Below are 18,744 nucleotides of genomic sequence, written 5' to 3'. Positions count from 1 at the left end.
TGGTCACGTGCGGACGGTGACAGGACGGACGGACCGGGTGGTGGTCGTCGGGGCCGGGCTGGGCGGGCTTGCCTGCGCGCTGCACCTGGCCGGCAGCGGTCGACAGGTGACCGTGCTGGAGCGCGAGCCGGTGCCCGGCGGGCGGGCCGGACGGCTCGGCGTGGACGGCTACGAGTTCGACACCGGCCCGACCGTGCTCACCATGCCCGACCTGATCGCCGAGGCGCTCGGCGCGGTCGGCGAGGAGCTGCGCGACTGGCTGGACCTGACCCCGCTCGACCCCGCCTACCGGGCGTACTACCCGGACGGCTCGACCCTCGACGTGCTCACCGACACCACCCGGATGGCGGCCGAGATCTCCCGGGTCTGCGGGCCCCGGGAGGCCGACGGCTACCTGCGTTTCGTCGAGTACGCGCGGGAGCTGTGGCGGCTGGAGCGCACCGACTTCATCGAGCGCAACCTGGACGCGCCAACCGACCTGATCACCGGCAACCTGCTCAAGCTGATCGGCGGCGGGGCCTTCCGGCGCCTCCAGACGAAGATCAACCAGTTCTTCCGGGACCCTCGTACCCAGCGGATCTTCTCCTTCCAGGCGATGTACGCCGGCCTCGCGCCGCACGACGCGCTGGCCATCTACGCGGTCATCGCGTACCTCGACTCGGTGGCCGGGGTCTACTTCCCGCGCGGCGGCATCCACGCGGTCTCCAGGGCGATGGCCGGCGCGGCCGAGAAGCACGGCGTGCAGATCCGCTACGACGCCACGGCGACCCGGGTGGAGACCGCGAACGGCCGCGCCACCGGCGTGCTCACCGCCGACGGTGACCTGGTGCCGGCCGACGTGGTGGTGCTCAACCCCGACCTGCCGGTCGCCTACCGGGACCTGCTCCCCGCCGCGCCGCGGCGCCAGCTCACCTACTCGCCGTCCTGCGTCGTTCTGCACGTCGGCTCCCGACAGGGCTATGCGAAGATCGCCCATCACAACATCCATTTCGGACGCGCGTGGAAGGGCACCTTCGATGAGGTCATCCGACGGGGTGAGCTGATGACCGATCCGTCGCTCCTGGTGACCAACCCGAGCCGGACCGACCCCGCGGTGGCCCCGCCGGACCGGCACACCTACTACGTGCTCGCCCCGGTGCCCAACCTGCACCGGGCGCCGTTCGAGTGGCGCGGCGACCTGACCCAGCGCTACACCGACCAGCTGATCGGCACCCTGGAGGAGCGCGGCTACGTCGGTTTCGGCGCCGGGGTCGAGGTGCTCCGGGCGATCACCCCCGCCGAGTGGGAGGAGCAGGGGATGGCCGCGGGCACGCCGTTCGCCGCCGCGCACACGCTCTTCCAGACCGGCCCGTTCCGCCCGTCCAACCTGCACCGTGACCTGTCGAACGTGGTGTTCGTCGGCTCCGGGACCCAACCCGGCGTGGGCGTGCCGATGGTGCTGATCTCCGGCAAGCTCGCCGCCGGCCGGATCACCGGGGAAGGCCGATGAGCAGCCGCGAGAAGCACCTCGTCGAACTCGTCGACGAGACCGGCCAGGCCCACGGCGAGACGACCGTCGCGGCCGCGCACCAACCTCCGGGGCAGCTGCACCGGGCCTTCTCGGTGTTGCTGGTGGACCCGGACGGCCAGGTGCTGCTCCAGCGCCGAGCCGCCGTCAAGACCCGGTTCCCGCTGCGCTGGGCCAATTCCTGCTGCGGCCACCCGCAGCCCGGGGAGTCGCTCGCCGATGCGGCCAACCGACGGCTGGGCGAGGAGTTGGGCGCGGGCCCGGTCGAGCTGACCGAGGTAGACCACGTCGGGTCGCTCGGCGGCGGCTGCCTCCACCAGCGGGCGCAGCTCGCCGTCGCCGGCCACCCGCAGCGTGCCGAGCGCACCCACCGGGTGCCGACGCCAGGCGTCCAGCAGCAGGTCGACGCCCTTCTCCGGGGAGAGCCGGGCCATGTACAGGAACCCGTCACCGAGCGGCGCCGGCCGACCCGGGTCGGGTACGGAGTTCGGCTTCACCACGATGCGTTCGTCCGGAATGCCGTAGTCGCGGAGGTGGTCGGCGATCGCCGAGGTGAGCGCGACGTAGCGATCCACCGAGCGCCAGGTGCCCCGGTGCACGGCCAGGGTGGTCGCCATCAGCGCGCTCTGCACCGCCGAGTCGCGGTAGCAGCGGTGCTTGATCGCCGGCACCCCCAACGCCCGGCCCTTGCAGTCCTGACAGATCACGCCGTCGCGGAAGTAGATCCCCGACGAGCAGACCTGCCGGTAGTTGTGCACCGTCTGCACCACCGGCACGCCGTGCCGGTGCGCGGTCCGCACCACCCAGGGCGAGATCAGGGGGTACGGGTTGTGCAGGTGCAGGACGTCCGGTCGGTGCTCGGTGAGCAGCCGGCTCAGGTCGTGCTGGGCGCGCGGCGCCCAGATCGGCGAGATCGGCAGCAACGCCTTCGCCGCCTTCGACATCGACGGGATCTCGTCCGAACTGCGGATGAAGGGCAGCACCTCGACGCCAGCGGCGGTGAGCTGAGCGATCTCCGAGTCGACGATCGTGTTCTCACCGGACGGCTGGGCTTCCCGGTACCGGTTGTGTGCCACCACGATTCTCACGGGAAAGAAGGCTACCGTTGTGTCGTGCCCGAACTACCGGAGGTTGAGGCGCTCGCGGGTTACCTGCGTCAGCGCGCGGTGGGCCGGCGCGTCGATCGGCTGGAGATCGCCGCGATCAGCGCCCTGAAGACGTACCAGCCGGCGCCGACCGAGGTCGCCGGTCGGGCGGTGGTCGACGCCAGTCGGCACGGCAAGTTCCTCGATGTCCTCTTTGAGGGCGGCCTGCACCTGGTGGTGCATTTGGCGCGAGCGGGCTGGCTGCACTACCGGGAGGCGTTCCCCGCCACCACCCCGCTGCGTCCGGGCAAGGGCCCGATCGCGGTGCGGGTACGCCTGGACGACGGTTCCGGCTTCGACCTCACCGAGGCGGGCACCCAGAAGAAGCTGGCCGCGTATCTGGTCACCGACCTCGCCGAGGTCCCCGGGGTGGCCAAGCTGGGCCCGGACGCGCTCGCCGCCGATCTGCCCACCTTCGCCGAGCGGCTGCGGAGCCGGCGCGGGCAGGTCAAGGGGGTGCTGACCGACCAGTCGGTGCTGTCCGGGGTGGGCAACGCGTACTCCGACGAGATCCTGCACGCCGCGAAGTTGTCCCCGTTCGCGATCACCGATCGGCTCACCGACGCCCAGATCGCCACCCTGCACGCCGCCACCCGTCAGGTTCTCGGCGACGCGGTCGAGCGGTCCCTCGGTCAGCGGGCCGCGGAGCTCAAGGGCGAGAAGCGCTCCGGGCTGAAGGTGCACGCCCGCACCGGGCTGCCCTGCCCGGTGTGCGGGGACACCGTGCGCGAGGTGTCGTTCGCCGACTCCAGCCTCCAGTACTGCCCGACCTGTCAGACCGGCGGCAAGCCACTCGCTGACCGTCGGTTGTCCCGTCTCGTACGGTGAGTAACCCCACTCTGTGACTACGGAGCGGAATCGCCCTCACTGAGTGAAAGCTCCGGTCCGCCGTTCTCGCCAGGCGCGCATCCATCGGTATAGTGGCCCGGTCCCCGGCTTCTGAAATGGTGCGGAGCCGGCCAGATCCCGCCGGCACCATCGGCTGCCAATCTCCTTCGGGGCGGCGACCGGTCGGAGCCCGCGTGGGAGACTGGGACGGTGGGCGACCCGGGCCCTCACGCCGAGTGAGCGGCCCGTGTCATGCGGGAGGACATGGGTGAGGTGACGGCAAGCCTCCAGCGCCCGGTAACCAACGAAGGCCGGAGCAGACTCGTGCGGCACGTCGACAGCTTCGAGATCCAGCCGCCGACGCCGCCGTCACACAACGGCGTCCCTCGGTCGGCTTGGACCAGGGCACGACGCCGCGTCTCCCGTTGGCACCGCCCCTACATCGCGATCCTGCTGCTGCTCGACTTCGGCGCGGCGGCATTCGCCAGCTGGATCGCGATCCAGCTGTTCGACCAGGCCGCCTCCGGGTTCTCCGGCACCAAGCAGGACCCGACCTGGTTCCACACCATCTCCTACCTGCTGCTCCCGCTCGGCTGGGTGATCATCCTCTGGAGCAACCGGGCGTACGACCGCCGCTACCTGGGGCTCGGCCCGGACGAGTTCAAGCGGGTGATCCGGGCCGGGGTGACGGTCGCCGCGAGTGTCTCGTTCCTCGCCTTCGCCACCAAGACCGAGTTGTCCCGCTGGACTGTCGGCACGGCGCTGCTCGGTGCCCTGCTGTTGATCCTGTGGGGCCGTTTCGTGGCCCGCTGGGCGCTGCACTACATCCGGCGGCGGGCCGGCCAGGCCGCGCACCGGATGGTGCTGGTCGGCACCCTGCCCGAGTGCCTGGAGGTCTACGCGGCGGTCACCCGCAGCCCGGCCGCCGGGCTGATGCCCGTCGCCATCCACATCACCGACGGGTACGCGGCGGCCCGAGGCATGCCGACCCCGGTTCCGGTGTACGCCGGACGCGACGTCCTGGCCCTGGTCCGTGAGGTCGGTGGGGACACCATCGCCGTCTGCGGGTCGGCCAGCGCCGAGCCGGGCGAGCTGCGCCGGCTGGCCTGGCAGTTGGAGGGCTCCGGTGTCGACCTGGTGGTCGCCCCGCAGCTGACCGACATCGCCGGGCCCCGGGTGCACATCCGGCCGATCGAGGGTCTGCCGCTGCTGCACGTCGAGGAGCCGACCCTCTCCGGGCCGGCGTTGCTGGCCAAGAACCTGATGGACCGGGTCGCCGCCGGCCTCGGCCTGCTGCTGCTGGTCCCGCTCTTCCTGGCCATCGCCGTGGCGATCCGGATCTCCGACCCCGGGCCGGTCTTCTTCCGCCAGCCCCGGGTGGGGCACGAGGGGCGCACGTTCCGGGTGTGGAAGTTCCGGACCATGTACGTCAACGCCGAGGACCGGCTGGCCAGCCTGGTCGACCGGAACGAGACCGACGGCATGCTGTTCAAGATGAAGGAGGACCCCCGGGTCTTCCCGGTCGGCCGTTTCCTCCGGGCCACCTCGCTGGACGAACTGCCGCAGCTGATCAACGTGCTGTGGGGCGAGATGTCGCTTGTCGGCCCCCGCCCGCTGCCGGCCGACGACGGCGACTTCCTGGGTGACGTCCGCCGCCGCCTGCTGGTCCGTCCCGGCATGACCGGCCTGTGGCAGGTCTCCGGCCGCTCCGACCTGTCCTGGGACGAGTCGGTCCGACTGGACCTCTACTACGTCGACAACTGGTCGCTCGCGTACGACCTGAGCATCCTGTGGCGCACCGTCGGAGTGGTGCTCGCCCGCAAGGGCGCGTACTAGAGGGTTGGCGCGCCGGCTCGCAGGGGCGAGGATCGCTGCGTGGCTGCCAACCTCTCCGCCGTGGTCGGCGTCGTCTCACTCGTCACCGCGCTGACCGCCGCCCTGTTGGCGGTGCTGCGGCTGCGGGCCCGCCGTGGCATCGCCACCGCCACCCAGCGGGCCACCTACGAGGTGCTGCACACCGCCGGCCTGGCCGCCGAGCCGCTGCGCGCCGGGCTGAGCGAGGCGGGCGCGGCGAAGGCCGTACGCCATCTGCGGGCTCTGGTGGGCGCGGCCGGGCTGGCGCTCACCGACGCCGACCGGCTGCTGGCCCTCGACGGGCGCGGCACGCACCACGGAGAGCAACTGCTCGCGGCGGCCCAGCGGACGGTGGGTTCCGGCCGCTCGACGGTGCTGGGTGAGCAGGAGTTGCACTGCGACCGGGTCGACTGCCCGATCCGTGGGGCGGTGGTCGCGCCGTTGCTGGGGGCGGACGGGCGGGTGGTGGGCGCGCTGGTGGCGGTCGCCGACAGCCCACCGCCTCCGGGGTTGGTGCAGGCCACCCTGGAGACGGCGCACTGGGCCGGCAACCAGCTCGCCCTGGCCGAGTTGGACTCGTCGCGGGAGCGGCTGGCCCGCGCCGAGATCCGTGCGTTGCGGGCGCAGATCAGCCCGCACTTCATCTACAACGCGCTGACCGCGATCGGCTCGTTCGTGCGCACCGACCCGGAGCGGGCCCGGGAGCTGATCCTGGAGTTCGCCGAGTTCACCAGGTACTCGTTCCGGGCGCACGGCGAGTTCACCACGCTGGCCGAGGAGCTGCGGTCGATCGACCGTTACCTGACCATCGAGCGGGCCCGGTTCGGCGACCGGTTGCAGGTGCGGTTGCAGATCGCCCCGGAGGTGCTGCCGGTGACGCTGCCGTTCCTCTGCCTCCAGCCGTTGGTGGAGAACGCGGTTCGCCACGGGTTGTCCCGCAAGCCGGGCACGGGCATGGTGAGCATCGAGGCCCGGGACGCGGGCGCCGAATGCCACATCACGGTGGAGGACGACGGAGTGGGAATGGATCCGACGACGCTCACCGCCGGCATCGCCGAGCTGGCCCGCGGCACCGGCGACCCGGGTGACGACACGGGCCAGCACGTCGGCCTCTCCAACGTCGACGAGCGGCTGCGGTCGGTCTTCGGGGACCGGTTCGGCCTGGTCGTGGAAACCGGGCTGGGCTCGGGCACGAAGGTGAGCATGCGGGTGCCGAAGTTCCACCCCGGCGTACGGGCAGGGTCGTGAGCGAGCGAACCGGGACGGGCGCGGTGAACGCTGCCGGTTTCCTGCGCGTCCTCGCGGTGGACGACGAGCCGCCCGCGCTCGACGAGCTGGCGTACCACCTGCGGGCCGACCCCCGGGTGGCCCGGTTGCACACGGCCGGGGATGCCACCGAGGCGCTGCGGCTGCTGCGCGACGGCGACGTGGACGTGGTCTTCCTGGACATCCGGATGCCCGGCCTGGACGGCATGGAGCTGGCCCGGGTGCTGCGCCGCTTCGCCCGGCCACCGGCGATCGTGTTCGTCACCGCGTACGACGACGGCGCGGTGGACGCCTTCGACCTGGGCGCCACCGACTACGTGCGGAAACCGGTTCGCGCCGACCGGTTGGCCGAGTCGTTGCGCCGGGTGATCGGCTCGCGAGTGGTGCCGTCGCACCCGGCGGCGCTGGCCCGCGCGGAGGAGGACCCGACCATCCCCATCGAGTTGGCCGGCACCACCCGGATGCTGCCCCGTTCGGCGGTGCGCTGGGTGGAGGCGCAGGGCGACTACGCCCGGTTGCACACCGCGGAGGGGTCGCACCTGGTGCGCGTCTCGCTGGCCACGCTCGCGGAGCGCTGGGCCGATGCCGGGTTCGTCCGGGTGCACCGGTCGTATCTGGTGCAGTTGAAGTTGATCGCGGAGTTGCGGCTGGTCAACTCCGGCTACGTGGTGGTGATCGACTCCACCGAGCTGCCGGTGAGCCGGCGGCACACCCGGGAGCTGAAGGACAAGCTGGTCAGGGCCGCGAAGCAGGATTGGAGTCGCTGAGCCGGGAATGGGAGCAGCCCTACCGTACGTTGTACGCTAGTCCGTACGACTTCCGGGAGGCTTGCCGTGACCGAGACCCCGTTCGACGCCGAATCCGAGTTCGACCGCCAACTCGACCGACTGGTGCAGCTCGGTTACCCCGCCCTCGCCGGTCTGACCGAGAGCGCCTTGCGCGACCTGGTCGCGCCACTGCGGGCCAGGGCGGTCGAGGGCACCGTCGGGCTGCCCGCCCCGACCGACGCCCGGGTGCCGTTCCTGCTGGTCACCACCCGGGACCTGATCGGGGTGCCGGAACGGGTGGAGTTGACCACCCTGGCCGGCAAGCGCAAGCCGGGCGTCGTCGACCGGAACTACGCAGAGGACGACCTGCCCCGCTTCGACCCGATCAAGGAGTTGGAGGTGCCGGCCGGGCCGGCGTACCTGCTCTTCGACGTCGACCGGGGCGAGGAGTTCCGCAACCTGGCGCCGGCCACCGCCCTGGAGGGGATCACCGCTCAGGGCCGGCTGCCGCTCAGCATCGACGAGGGCCTCGCCTTCATCACGCTGCACCCGGCCGCGTTGGCGAGCAACAGGTGCTTCTCGCTTGTCGGCTCCCGCTGCGGCGACAAGCGGGTGCCGGCGCTCTGGATCAGTCAGGGGGCACCCAAGCTGGGCTGGTGCTGGTACGGCAACCCGCACACCTGGCTCGGCTCCGCCTCGGCCCGGCCGGAGCGCATCGGCCTGGAGTGACCGCGGGCCGTCCGTGATCAACTCGCGTTCCTGGAAGTCGGGCCATCCCACCGGCTCGGATGGCCCGACTTCCGGGAAAGCGAGTGGGTCAAGCCCCGGGGTCAGAAGATGTCGGCCAGCGGCAGGGCGAGGGGGAACGGCCGCTCCGTGCGATAGACCTCGCCGACCGGCAGAACGGTCTGCTCGCGGTAACCGCCCGCGCCGTTCACCAGCACGGTCAGGGTCTGCTTGCGGGGCTCCACCAGCCAGTAGATCGGGATGCCGACGGCCGCGTACTCGTGACGTTTGAGCACCAGGTCACGGCCGGCGTTGCTCGGCGGGATCACCTCGACGACGAGAAGCACGTCGACCGGGTCGAGGGCGGCACCGCCGTTGTCCAGTGCGCTCTCACCGGCGACGAAGAGATCAGGCACGAAGTACGACGAGCGTTTCGCACTCACCCCGATGTCCTGACCCACGAGCACACCGGCGGGGGCCTGCCGGTCGAGGATCCGACGGAGGCGGTTGGCGACCGCGCCATGGAAGACGTCCGCATGGGGGGACACGAGCAGGCTCCCGTCGAAGATCTCGTAGACCTGGTCGTCCTCGGGGAGGCTCTGGAGGTCGTCCACCGTCCAGGCGTCGCCCCAGCCGGGCCGGGCAGGGTTGGTCACCGTCACACCTCCTCTCTACCGGACCACCCTGACAGCTCGGTCGGTTGTCCACAACGAGCCTTGGGAGTTCCCCCACGCCAGCCGGGATGGCCCCGGGGTTATCCACAGGCGTAAACGGTTTTCCACAGGTTATGCACAACGCCACGCACCGGTGTGCACGACACCGTCGGGCGGCTCTGCTTGACAATCGCGTACGGCGGGCGAGACTGCCGGGGTGGCCAAGCAACTCCCTGACGTGGGGTCGGGCGGCGCGGTTCCGCCGCCCCGGCGGTCCCGGATCGTGCTGGCCGACATCACCCGGCAGGACACCCGCGCCGAGCGGACCCGCGCCGAGCTGGCCCAGCAGACCCAGGTCGGCGAGGCGCTGGTCCGCGGCCTGGTCCGGGCCCAACTGGCGCTGGCGCTGCGGCTGTCCCTGGTGGTGGCCATCGGGTTGGGCGGGCTCCCCTGGCTGTTCGCGATCGCGCCCTCGCTCGGCCGGACCACCGTCGCCGGTGTCAACCTGCCGTGGCTGCTGCTCGGGGTGGCCTCCTTCCCGTTCCTGATCGCCGTGGGCTGGGCGTACGTGCGGCTGGCCGAGCGCAACGAGCAGGACTTCACCGACCTGGTGCAACGGCCGGAGCACTGAGGTGGGCAACGACTTCGTGGTCCCGGCCATCGTCGCGGTCACCCTGGTCACCGTCGGGATCGGCTTCTACGGGCTGCGGTTGGCCCGGACCACGTCCGACTTCCTGGTGGCGTCCCGGGCGATCAGTCCGACGTGGAACGCCGCCGCCATCGGCGGGGAGTACCTGTCGGCGGCGAGCTTCCTCGGCATCGCGGGGCTGGTCCTCAAGTACGGCGTGGACGTGCTCTGGTACCCGGTCGGGTTCGCCGCCGGCTACCTGGCGCTGTTGCTCTTCGTGGCCGCGCCGCTGCGCCGCTCCGGGGCGTTCACCCTGCCCGACTTCTGCGAGCTGCGGTTGGGGTCGCGTCGACTCCGCATCCTGGCCACCGCCTTCGTGATCTTCATCGGTTGGCTGTATTTGGTGCCGCAACTCCAGGGGGCCGGGCTGACCCTGGCCACGGTGGCCGGCTCGCCGTACCCCCTCGGCGCCCTGCTGGTGGCCGCCGTGGTCACCGCGAACGTGGCGCTGGGCGGGATGCGCGCGATCACCTTCGTGCAGGCGTTCCAGTACTGGCTCAAGCTGACCGCTCTCGCCGTACCGGTGATCTTCCTGGCCCTGCAGTGGCAGGCCGACGGCCGCCCGGCGGTGACCCCGCCCGACGGGCCGACGTTCCGGGCCGCGACCACCGTCGTGGTCGAGCACCGCGCGACCCTCACCCTGCCCGATGGTGACATCCGGGAGGTACGCCCCGGCGACGAGCTGACCTTCGCCGCCGGTGATCCGGTGCCGGACGTGTCCGGGGTGGCCACCGACGCCAACGACTGGTTGCTGCCCAGCGCCGCCGGTGACGACGACCGCGGCCTGTTCGCCACGTACTCGCTGATCCTGGCCACCTTCCTGGGCACCATGGGCCTGCCGCACGTGCTGGTGCGCTTCTACACCAATCCGGACGGCGCGGCGGCCCGCCGGACCACCCTGGTCGTGCTCGCGTTGGTCGGCGCGTTCTACCTGCTGCCCACCCTGTACGGGGTGCTCGGCCGGATCTACACCCCGCAACTGCTGCTCAGCGGCCAGACCGACGCGGTGGTGGTGCTGCTACCCGAAGCGGCCCTCGGCGACGGGCTGGTCGGGCGGCTGCTCGCCGCGCTGGTCGCCGCGGGCGCGTTCGCGGCGTTCCTCTCCACCTCGTCCGGGCTGCTGACCAGCGTCGCAGGGGTGATCTCGACGGACGTGCTCGGTCGGGGCTCGGTACGCGGGTTCCGGCTGGCCACCGTCATCGCCGGTGGTGTGCCGGCGGTGCTGGCGCTGCACGTCTCCGGACTGGACGTGTCGCAGGTCGTCGGGCTGGCCTTCGCGGTCGCCGCGTCGAGCTTCTGCCCGCTGCTGGTGCTCGGCATCTGGTGGCGCGGGCTGACCGATGTGGGCGCCACCGCCGGCGTGGTGGCCGGCGGCGGCGCGGCGATCGGCGCGGTGCTGGTCACCGTGCTCGGCCCACCCCTGTCCGGCTGGCCGGCCACGCTCATCGCGCAGCCGGCCGCCTGGACGGTGCCGCTGGCCTTCACCGTGATGGTCGCCGTCTCGATGGCGACCCGCCGCCGAGCCCCGGCCGACGTCGCCGCCACCATGCTCCGCCTGCACACCCCGGAAGCCCTCCGCATGCAGTGATCGCAGCTGCCGCAGATCCTGCCTCCGCGATCTTGCACTTTCTGTCGCGGCAGAAGGCGCATATCTGCCCAGGTCGACGACAGAACCTGCAAGATCGGCGTGGTTCTCCTTCTCGGGGCCTTTGTCCGCCTCGGGGATGATCGCGGGTCCGCCCGTCGCCGGACGGCGGAACTGGCGATCGACGGATAACGTCGGCGCATGACTGTTGAGCACCCCGCGCTCGCACTGCGTGGCCTGGCCAAGCGGTTCGACGGCACGATCGCGGTGGCCGGCGTCGACCTGGACGTCCCCGCCGGTTCCTTCTACGGCCTGCTCGGCCCGAACGGGGCCGGCAAGACCACCACGCTGTCGATGGCGGTCGGGCTGTTGCGACCGGACGCCGGCTCGGCCTGGGTGCTCGGGCACGACGTCTGGCAGGACCCGGTCACCGCCAAGCGGCTGCTCGGTGTGATGCCCGACGGGGTCCGGCTGTTCGACCGGCTGACCGGGGCGGAGCTGCTGGCGTACAACGGGTTGTTGCGGGGGATGGACCCGGCGGTGGTCGACCAGCGGGCCGCCGAGCTGCTGGACGTGCTGGCGCTCGGTGACGCCGGTCGGACGCTTGTGGTGGACTACTCGGCGGGCATGAAGAAGAAGATCGGCCTGGCCTGCGCGCTGCTGCACGGCCCCCGGGTGCTGGTGTTGGACGAGCCGTTCGAGGCGGTCGACCCGGTCTCCGCCGCGCTGATCCGGGACATCCTCACCCGGTACGCGGCCGCCGGCGGCACGGTGGTGTTCTCCAGTCACGTGATGGAGGTCGTCGAGCGGCTCTGCTCGCACGTGGCGATCCTGGCCGGCGGCACCATCAAGCGGGTCGGGACCATCGACGAGGTCCGTGGCGGTCGCTCGTTGGAACAGGTCTTCGTCGAGGTGGTCGGCGGGCGCACCGCGACCGGCCAGGAGCTGTCGTGGCTCTCCCAGTGAGCGCGGACGCCACCCCCGCCGCGCCGGTACGGTCGGTCTCCGCTCGCCACTTCGTGCGGCTCAAGCTGCGGGTGATGGGCAACAACTTTCGGGGCCAGGGCTGGCGGATCGCCCTGTTCGTCGGCGGCGCGTTGCTCGGGCTGTGGTTCGCCGCCAGCGGTTTCTTCCTGTTCGCCGCGCCGGGCCTGACCGACAACGGCCGGTACGCGGTCCTGGTCGCGGCGGCGGGCGGCGGGCTGCTGGTGCTCGGTTGGCTGCTTCTGCCACTGGTCTTCTTCGGTGTGGACGAGACACTGGACCCGGCCCGGTTCGCGCTGCTGCCGCTGCCCCGGCGCACCCTGGTGACCGGCCTGTTCGCGGCGGCCCTGATCAGCGTGCCGGCGCTGGCGGTGCTCATCGCGTCGTTCGGGTTGGTGCTGACCGCCTGGTCGTTGGGGGGCTGGTCGGCGGGGTTGGTCGCCGTCGTGGGTGTGCTCGCCGGGCTGCTGCTCTGTGTGGCCGCCAGCCGGGCGGTGACAAGCGCCTTCGCCACCATGTTGCGGTCCCGACGGGTCCGCGACCTGGCGGCCGTGCTGCTGGCGGTGACGGCCGCGCTGCTCGGCCCGTTGCAGGTCTTCGGCCTCGCCGCGCTGCGGGAGGCGGACTGGGCCCGGTTGACCGGTGCGGCGACGGTGATCGGTTGGACGCCGTTGGGCGCTCCGTGGACCGTCGGCATCGACGTGGCCCAGGGGCGGGTGTGGGCGGCACCGGTCAAGTTGCTGATCACGGTGGTGGCGCTCGGTGCCCTGCTGTCCTGGTGGTCCCGGTCGCTCGAGTCGGCGATGGTGGGTGCGGCGAGCGCCGGTAAGGCCCCGGTACGACGCGGAGTTGCCGGCGGTGCAGTCGCCCAACTGTTTCCCCGGGTCGCCGGCTGGACCCGCCGGGACCAATTCGGTGCCCTGGTCGCCAGGGAGGCCCGCTACTGGTGGCGGGACGCTCGCCGCCGAGCCAACCTGATCACGATCGCGGTGGTCGGCATCTTCGTGCCAGTGATGATCAACGTTACCGGCGGGGACTTCGCGGCCATGGAGGACGAGGGGTTGACGGCGGCTGCCAGCGACAGCTCACCTGTCGTGGTCACCATCTCGATGGTCTTCGTGGGCGTGCTCGCCGCCGTCACGCTCGCCAACCAGTTCGGCTTCGACGGCAGCGCGTACGCCGCGAACGTGGTGGCCGGGGTGCCCGGCCGGGTCGAGCTGCGGGCCCGGATGACGGCCTTCTCGCTGTACGTGCTGCCCATGCTGGCGGTCGTCGCGGTGGTGCTGTCGGTGCTGCTCGGTCAACCGGGTTGGATCGGGCTCACGGCCGGAAGCCTGGTCGCCACCTACGGCGCCGGGCTGGCGGTCAACAGCCTGGTCTCGGTGCTGGGGGCGTACTCGCTGCCGGAGACGAGCAACCCGTTCGCCATGAACAGCGGTGCGGGCCTGGCGAAAGGGCTGCTCACCCTGCTGGCCATGCTCTCCTCGGCGGTCGCCGCGGTGCCGATGGTGGTGGCCGCCGCGCTGCTCGGTGACGCCTGGCTCTGGTTGGCCCTGCCGGTCGGCGTCGCGTACGGGCTGGGGGCGGCGCTGCTGGGCGCCTACCTGGCCGGCGACGTGCTGGACCGACGCCAACCGGAGCTGCTGGCCACGGTCACCCCTCGCCGCTGAGCGCGGACCATCCCATCCGGCCGAACGCCGGTCCGCGGCGCCCGCCCCTCGTTATGGTGCGAGCAGTCGGGGACGAGGGGGCAGTCGGCATGGGCTCGCACACGCGCTACCGCAGCATCGTCGTCGACGGGCTCTCGGTCTTCTACCGGGAGGCGGGGGCACCGGACGCGCCCGTGCTGCTGCTCCTGCACGGCTTCCCGTCCTCGTCGCGCATGTTCGAGCCGCTGTTCGACCGGCTCGCCGACCAGTTCCGGCTGATCGCGCCGGACTACCCCGGCTTCGGGCACAGCGCCGCCCCGGATCCGCGGAGCCCCTACACCTTCGACCGGATCGCCGAGACGATGGCGGGTTTCGTCGCCGCCGTCGGCGTGGAGGACTACCTGCTCTACGTGCAGGACTACGGCGGGCCGGTGGGGTTCCGGATGGTCCTCGCCGATCCGGGCCGGCTGCGCGGCCTCATCGTGCAGAACGCGGTGACCCACGACGCGGGGCTGGGCCCGCTCTGGGGCACCCGCCGGGCCTTCTGGCAGGACCGGGCCGCGCACGAGGCGGCGGTCCGGGAGAACGTCCTCTCGCCGGCGGCGATCCGGACCCGGCACGTCGGCAACGATCCGGACCCGGAGCGGTACGACCCCGACCTGTGGGCCGACGAGCACGCCTTCCTCAGTCGCCCCGGGGAGATCGAGCGTCAACTGGACCTCCAGTACGACTACCGGACCAACGTCGCCTCGTACCCGACCTGGCAGGAGTGGCTCCGGCGGACCCAGCCGCCGCTGCTGGTGGTCTGGGGTCGGTACGACACCTCGTTCGAGGTCTCGGAAGCCGAGGCGTACCGCTCCGACGTGCCGGGGGCGGAGGTGCACCTGCTCGACGGCGGGCACTTCGTGCTCGACACGAGACCGGACGAGGTGGCCGCCCTGATTCGCTCCTTTGCCGGTCAAGTTCGGGCGACGGGCGGGGCGGGTCACAATGTTTCACGTGAATCATGAGCCGGGTGCCGAGATCCACCACACCGACCCGTTCGCGGTGCCGACCGGGCAGCGGTCGCCGGTACGCCGGCTGCGTGGTCGCCTCGCCGCACCGGTGACCCTCTGGACGGCGCCCGGCCCGGCCGGGCTGACCGTCTCGTCCACCCTGGTGGCCGAGGGGGAACCGGACCGGCTGCTCGGGCTGATCGACCCGGAGTCCGACCTGTGGGCGGCCGTCGAGGAGTCGGGGCGGTTCGCGGTCACGCCGCTCGGCCCGCCACACCGGCAACTCGCCGACCGGTTCGCCGGCCTCTTCCCTGCCCCGGGCGGGCTCTTCGCCACCGGCACGTGGACCGAGACGCCGTACGGGCCGGTCCCGGCGGACGCCGGCGGCTGGGCCGGGTGCCGGCTGGACACCGCCCGGGAGTACGGCTGGGGCCTGCTGGTCGAGGCCACGATCGAGGCGGTCGACCTGGCCGAGGAGGCCGCTCCGCTGCTGCACTACCGCGGTCGCTATCACGAGCTGCCGGCCTGAACGGACGCCCCACCCGGGGGTGACCGATCACCGCAGTGACCTGAGTCACCTGGCGCAGCCAGTCAACCGCTCGGCGCACTCGCCGACCGGCGTCGATCTCAGCCTTCCCTGCCGGGGAGTGCGCTCTTTACGGTGCGCGAAACTCCTCTGACGCCTGTGAAGGTGGTGATCCACAAATGTCCACGGACACACCCGCTCCGGCCGCTTCCCAGTCGGACAAGTACCTGGCCGTACAACGGTCGGACGAGTTCGCCGGGCTGCGGCGTGCGCTGCGCGGCTTCGTCTTCCCGATGACCGTCGCTTTCTTCCTGTGGTATGCGCTCTACGTCATTCTCTCCGCGTACGCCCGGGACTTCATGGGCACGAAGCTGTTCGGCAGCAACATCAACGTCGCGCTGGTCTTCGGCCTGCTCCAGTTCGTCTCCACGTTCCTGATCGCCTGGCTCTACTCCCGGTACGCGGACCGGAAGATCGACCCCATCGCGGACCGGATCCGCGCCGAGATCGGGGAGGTGACCCGTGAAGACGGTTCACGCGGTTGAGACGTTCCTCGCGGCGGAGGCGGGCAACCACACCGCCCGCAACCTGACCATCACGCTCTTCCTGGTCTTCGTGGCGGTGACCCTGGGCATCACCATCTGGGCCAGCCGGCAGACCAAGACGGCTACCGACTTCTACGCGGGCGGCCGGTCCTTCTCCGGCTTCCAGAACGGCATGGCGATCGGCGGCGACTACATGTCGGCCGCGTCGTTCCTCGGCATCGCCGGCATCATCGCGCTGTACGGCTACGACGGCTTCCTCTACTCGATCGGCTTCCTGGTCGCCTGGCTGGTGGCCCTGCTGCTGGTCGCGGAGCTGCTGCGCAACTCGGGCCGGTACACGATGGCGGACGTGCTGGCGTTCCGGATGCGTCAGCGTCCGGTGCGTACGGCGGCGGCGGTCTCCACCATCACGGTGTCGATCTTCTACCTGCTCGCGCAGATGGTGGGCGCCGGCGCGCTTGTCGCGTTGCTGCTCGGCATCCGGCCGGGGACGACCTTCCTCGGCATGGACGCGTCCACCGCGAAGATCGCCACCATCGTCATGGTCGGTGCGCTAATGATCATCTACGTCACCGTGGGCGGGATGAAGGGCACCACCTACGTGCAGATCGTCAAGGCGTTCCTGCTCATGGGTGGCGCGCTGCTGATGACGATCCTGGTGCTGGCGAAGTTCAACTTCAACCTGTCGGAGCTGCTCGGCCAGGCGGCCGCGGCCTCCGGCAAGGGCAACGCGTTCCTCGAACCCGGGTTGCGGTACGGCGTCGAGGTCGCCGGCAACTCGACGCAGACCTTCTACAACAAGGTGGATCTGCTGTCCCTGGGTATCGCCCTGGTGCTCGGCACCGCCGGTCTGCCGCACATCCTGATCCGCTTCTACACGGTGCCGACCGCGAAGGCGGCCCGTAAGAGCGTGCTCTGGGCGATCGGCATCATCGGCACGTTCTACCTGCTCACCCTGGCCCTCGGCTTCGGTGCGGCGGCGTTGGTGGGCAGCCAGGCGATCACGGCACAGGACAAGGCCGGCAACACCGCCGCGCCGCAGTTGGCCGAGGCGCTCGGCATCGACTTCTTCGGCGGCGAACTGGGCGGGGCAGCCCTGCTCGCGATCATCGCGGCGGTCGCCTTCGCCACCATCCTCGCGGTGGTCGCCGGGTTGACGTTGGCCTCGTCGTCCAGCCTGGCGCACGACTTCTACGCGAACGTGCTGAAGAAGGGTGAGGCGTCGGAGCGGCAGGAGGTGCGGGTCGCCCGGATCTCCGCCCTGGTGATCGGCGCGGTGTCGATCGCCCTGTCGATCTACGCGCAGAACCTCAACGTGGCGTTCCTGGTGGCGCTGGCCTTCGCCGTCGCCGCCTCGGGCAACCTGCCAGCGATCCTCTACAGCCTCTTCTGGCGGCGGTTCAACACGTCCGGCGCGGTGTGGGCGATCTACGGGGGGCTGCTCTCGGCCGTACTGCTGGTGTTCTTCTCGCCGGTGGTCTCCGGTGCGGCGACCTCGATGTTCCCGGACCACGACTGGCAGTGGTTCCCGCTGTCCAACCCGGGCATCCTCTCCATCCCGTTCGGTTTCCTCTGCGGGTGGATCGGCACCGTCATCTCCAAGGAGCACGACGAGGACAAGTACGCGGAGCTGGAGGTGCGCGCCCTCACCGGCGCCGGCGCCCACTGATCGCGCCACCTCCACAGCGGGGTCCCCTGTCGACGCGCGACGTCAACAGGGGACCCCGTCCGCGAATTCGGCGGTCGGTAGGCTGAGCGGTATGAAGGTTGCTGAGCGCTTTGGTTCCGGTCACCGCGTCCTCGTCACCGGCGGAGCTGGCTTCGTCCCGTCGCACCTGGTGGACGCCCTGATCGCCCGGGGTTGCACGGTGGTGGCGCTGGACAACTTCGTGACCGGCTCCAAGGAGAACGTCGCCCACCTGCTGGACCGGCCGACCTTCACCCTCGTCGAGGCGGACATCTCCGACGGGCTGCCGACCCACCACCCGGCGTTGGCCGAGCGGTTCGACGCGATCCTGCACATGGCCTCCCCGGCCAGCCCCACCGACTTCGCCCAACTGCCGGTGGAGATCCTCCGGGTCGGCTCGGTGGGCACCCTGCACCTGCTGGAGCGCGCGGTCGCCGACGGCGCCCGGTTCCTGATGGCCTCCACCAGCGAGGCGTACGGGGACCCGAAGGAGCACCCGCAGCGGGAGACCTACTGGGGAAACGTCAACCCGATCGGTGTCCGCAGCGTCTACGACGAGGCCAAGCGCTTCTCCGAGGCCGCGACGATGGCGTACCACCGCTACCGCGGGCTCGACGCGGCGATCGTCCGGATCTTCAACACGTACGGCCCGCGGATGCGCCCGGACGACGGCCGCGCCATCCCGACCTTCATCTCGCAGGCGCTGCGCGGTGAGCCGATCACCGTGCACGGCACGGGCAACCAGACCCGGTCCATCTGCTTCGTCGAGGATCTGGTGCGCGGCATCCTGCTGCTGCTCGACTCGACCGAGACGGGTCCGGTCAACTGCGGCACCGAGCACGAGCTGACCATGCGGCAACTCGCCGAGTTGATCGTGTCGCTCTCCGACAGCACCTCGAAGGTGACCTATGTCACCCGCAGCTCGGACGACCCGGAGATGCGCCGGCCAGATCTCACGCTGGCTCGTGAACTGCTCGGATACGAGCCGTCGGTCGCGCCCGAAGACGGCCTGCGACGCACGATCGAGTACTTCCGGGCGCGGCTAGGGTAACCGGATCTCCGCGTACGCCCGCCGCTGAGTGTCGCCTGAAGGCGGCGGTGGCTCCCGCTACGTACCCTGAGTTACATGTCCGCGACCTCGTCTGCCGGCGTCCCGCATCCGTACCTGCATCGCAGCGCCGGGCGCGCGTCGGTGCCCGGCCCCGACCGGGGCGCCTCCGGGCGTGCCCGTCCGACCGAGGCACGCTTCTACCCGTCGTACGACGAGGAGCAGCCTCGCTCCGGCGGCCCGGCAGGGCCCGTCGGGCCTGGCGGCCCGGGTGACGCCGGTGGCCCGGGG

General features: G+C 71.3%; 15 protein-coding genes and 4 pseudogenes. 17 read left to right on the top strand and 2 right to left on the bottom strand.

Going from position 1 to position 18,744, the window contains the following annotated elements:
* Positions 1 to 7 precede the first annotated feature (7 nt).
* Complete coding sequence (crtI, locus tag PSH25_RS04920; RefSeq protein WP_238657864.1) at positions 8 to 1,489, top strand: phytoene desaturase family protein; 1,482 nt, start codon at positions 8 to 10, stop codon at positions 1,487 to 1,489.
* A pseudogene (gene idi, locus PSH25_RS04915) lies at positions 1,486 to 1,788 on the top strand (isopentenyl-diphosphate Delta-isomerase); the annotation flags it as partial. The gene crtI and the pseudogene idi, both read left to right, overlap by 4 nt.
* Here idi and PSH25_RS04910 read toward each other — a convergent pair.
* Positions 1,768 to 2,595, bottom strand: a pseudogene (locus tag PSH25_RS04910) (glycosyltransferase); the annotation flags it as partial. The pseudogenes idi and PSH25_RS04910 sit on opposite strands and share 21 nt — an antisense overlap.
* A 24-nt stretch (positions 2,596 to 2,619) precedes the next feature.
* On the opposite strand from PSH25_RS04910, the gene PSH25_RS04905 reads away from it, so the two are divergent.
* The 5 genes from PSH25_RS04905 to PSH25_RS04885 all read left to right on the top strand — a co-directional run bounded on the left by PSH25_RS04905 (position 2,620) and on the right by PSH25_RS04885 (position 8,096).
* Complete coding sequence (locus PSH25_RS04905) at positions 2,620 to 3,480, top strand: Fpg/Nei family DNA glycosylase (RefSeq protein WP_238657882.1); 861 nt, start codon at positions 2,620 to 2,622, stop codon at positions 3,478 to 3,480.
* 264 nt (positions 3,481 to 3,744) lie between these two features.
* A complete protein-coding gene (locus PSH25_RS04900) occupies positions 3,745 to 5,316 on the top strand; it encodes a sugar transferase (RefSeq protein WP_238657881.1) in 1,572 nt (523 codons plus the stop codon).
* 39 nt (positions 5,317 to 5,355) lie between these two features.
* Positions 5,356 to 6,582, top strand: a complete 1,227-nt coding sequence (locus tag PSH25_RS04895) for a sensor histidine kinase (RefSeq protein ID WP_238657863.1) — start codon at positions 5,356 to 5,358, stop codon at positions 6,580 to 6,582.
* Between the two features lie 23 nt (positions 6,583 to 6,605).
* Positions 6,606 to 7,367 carry a LytR/AlgR family response regulator transcription factor gene (locus tag PSH25_RS04890; protein WP_238657880.1) on the top strand — a complete coding sequence of 254 codons (762 nt, stop codon included), beginning with the start codon at positions 6,606 to 6,608 and terminating at the stop codon, positions 7,365 to 7,367.
* 66 nt (positions 7,368 to 7,433) lie between these two features.
* A complete protein-coding gene (locus PSH25_RS04885) occupies positions 7,434 to 8,096 on the top strand; it encodes a DUF5701 family protein (protein ID WP_238657862.1) in 663 nt (220 codons plus the stop codon).
* Between the two features lie 101 nt (positions 8,097 to 8,197).
* On the opposite strand, the gene PSH25_RS04880 is transcribed toward PSH25_RS04885, so the two are convergent.
* Positions 8,198 to 8,749, bottom strand: coding sequence for a Uma2 family endonuclease (locus PSH25_RS04880; protein WP_238657861.1), 552 nt, complete (start codon positions 8,747 to 8,749; stop codon positions 8,198 to 8,200).
* Positions 8,750 to 8,963: 214 nt separating this feature from the next.
* Here PSH25_RS04880 and PSH25_RS04875 point away from each other — a divergent pair, with 214 nt between their 5' ends.
* From PSH25_RS04875 to PSH25_RS04830, 10 genes and pseudogenes are all read left to right on the top strand, one after another.
* Positions 8,964 to 9,377, top strand: a complete 414-nt coding sequence (locus PSH25_RS04875; protein ID WP_238657860.1) for a DUF485 domain-containing protein — start codon at positions 8,964 to 8,966, stop codon at positions 9,375 to 9,377.
* 1 nt (position 9,378) lies between these two features.
* Positions 9,379 to 11,022 carry a sodium/solute symporter gene (locus PSH25_RS04870; protein ID WP_238657859.1) on the top strand — a complete coding sequence of 548 codons (1,644 nt, stop codon included), beginning with the start codon at positions 9,379 to 9,381 and terminating at the stop codon, positions 11,020 to 11,022.
* A 198-nt stretch (positions 11,023 to 11,220) separates the two neighbouring features.
* The gene (locus PSH25_RS04865) at positions 11,221 to 11,985 is read left to right on the top strand and encodes an ABC transporter ATP-binding protein (protein ID WP_238657858.1); all 765 of its coding nucleotides are present in this window, start codon (positions 11,221 to 11,223) and stop codon (positions 11,983 to 11,985) included.
* Positions 11,970 to 13,673, top strand: a complete 1,704-nt coding sequence (locus PSH25_RS04860; RefSeq protein ID WP_372492720.1) for an ABC transporter permease — start codon at positions 11,970 to 11,972, stop codon at positions 13,671 to 13,673. Before PSH25_RS04865 ends, PSH25_RS04860 begins: the two co-directional genes overlap by 16 nt.
* Positions 13,674 to 13,762: 89 nt before the next feature.
* Entirely contained in the window at positions 13,763 to 14,662 is a 900-nt protein-coding gene (locus tag PSH25_RS04855) for an alpha/beta fold hydrolase (RefSeq protein ID WP_238657857.1), read from the top strand.
* Positions 14,625 to 15,176 (top strand): annotated as a pseudogene (locus tag PSH25_RS04850) (flavin reductase family protein); the annotation flags it as partial. The gene PSH25_RS04855 and the pseudogene PSH25_RS04850, both read left to right, overlap by 38 nt.
* A gap of 176 nt (positions 15,177 to 15,352) precedes the next feature.
* Positions 15,353 to 15,718 (top strand): DUF485 domain-containing protein, encoded by a 366-nt coding sequence (locus PSH25_RS04845; RefSeq protein ID WP_088950720.1) that lies wholly within the window; start codon positions 15,353 to 15,355, stop codon positions 15,716 to 15,718.
* On the top strand, positions 15,696 to 17,387 hold the full coding sequence (locus PSH25_RS04840; RefSeq protein ID WP_238657855.1) for a monocarboxylic acid transporter: 1,692 nt from the start codon (positions 15,696 to 15,698) through the stop codon (positions 17,385 to 17,387). The genes PSH25_RS04845 and PSH25_RS04840 overlap by 23 nt, the downstream gene beginning before the upstream one ends.
* A 91-nt stretch (positions 17,388 to 17,478) precedes the next feature.
* Positions 17,479 to 18,456 carry an NAD-dependent epimerase/dehydratase family protein gene (locus tag PSH25_RS04835; RefSeq protein WP_238657854.1) on the top strand — a complete coding sequence of 326 codons (978 nt, stop codon included), beginning with the start codon at positions 17,479 to 17,481 and terminating at the stop codon, positions 18,454 to 18,456.
* 75 nt (positions 18,457 to 18,531) lie between these two features.
* Positions 18,532 to 18,744 (top strand): annotated as a pseudogene (locus PSH25_RS04830) (LCP family protein); the annotation flags it as partial.

The organism is Micromonospora foliorum, assembly GCF_022229015.1.
In the GTDB taxonomy this organism is placed as follows: Bacteria; Actinomycetota; Actinomycetes; order Mycobacteriales; family Micromonosporaceae; genus Micromonospora; species Micromonospora foliorum.
This window is presented reverse-complemented; position numbering and strand designations above follow the sequence as displayed.

Bases quoted from the DNA above. Each gene is read 5' to 3' on its own strand.
- PSH25_RS04855 (WP_238657857.1), top strand. From the start codon at position 13,763: ATGGGCTCGCACACGCGCTACCGCAGCATCGTCGTCGACGGGCTCTCG.
- PSH25_RS04865 (WP_238657858.1), top strand. From the start codon at position 11,221: ATGACTGTTGAGCACCCCGCGCTCGCACTGCGTGGCCTGGCCAAGCGG.
- PSH25_RS04845 (WP_088950720.1), top strand. From the start codon at position 15,353: ATGTCCACGGACACACCCGCTCCGGCCGCTTCCCAGTCGGACAAGTAC.
- PSH25_RS04835 (WP_238657854.1), top strand. From the start codon at position 17,479: ATGAAGGTTGCTGAGCGCTTTGGTTCCGGTCACCGCGTCCTCGTCACC.
- PSH25_RS04900 (WP_238657881.1), top strand. From the start codon at position 3,745: ATGGGTGAGGTGACGGCAAGCCTCCAGCGCCCGGTAACCAACGAAGGC.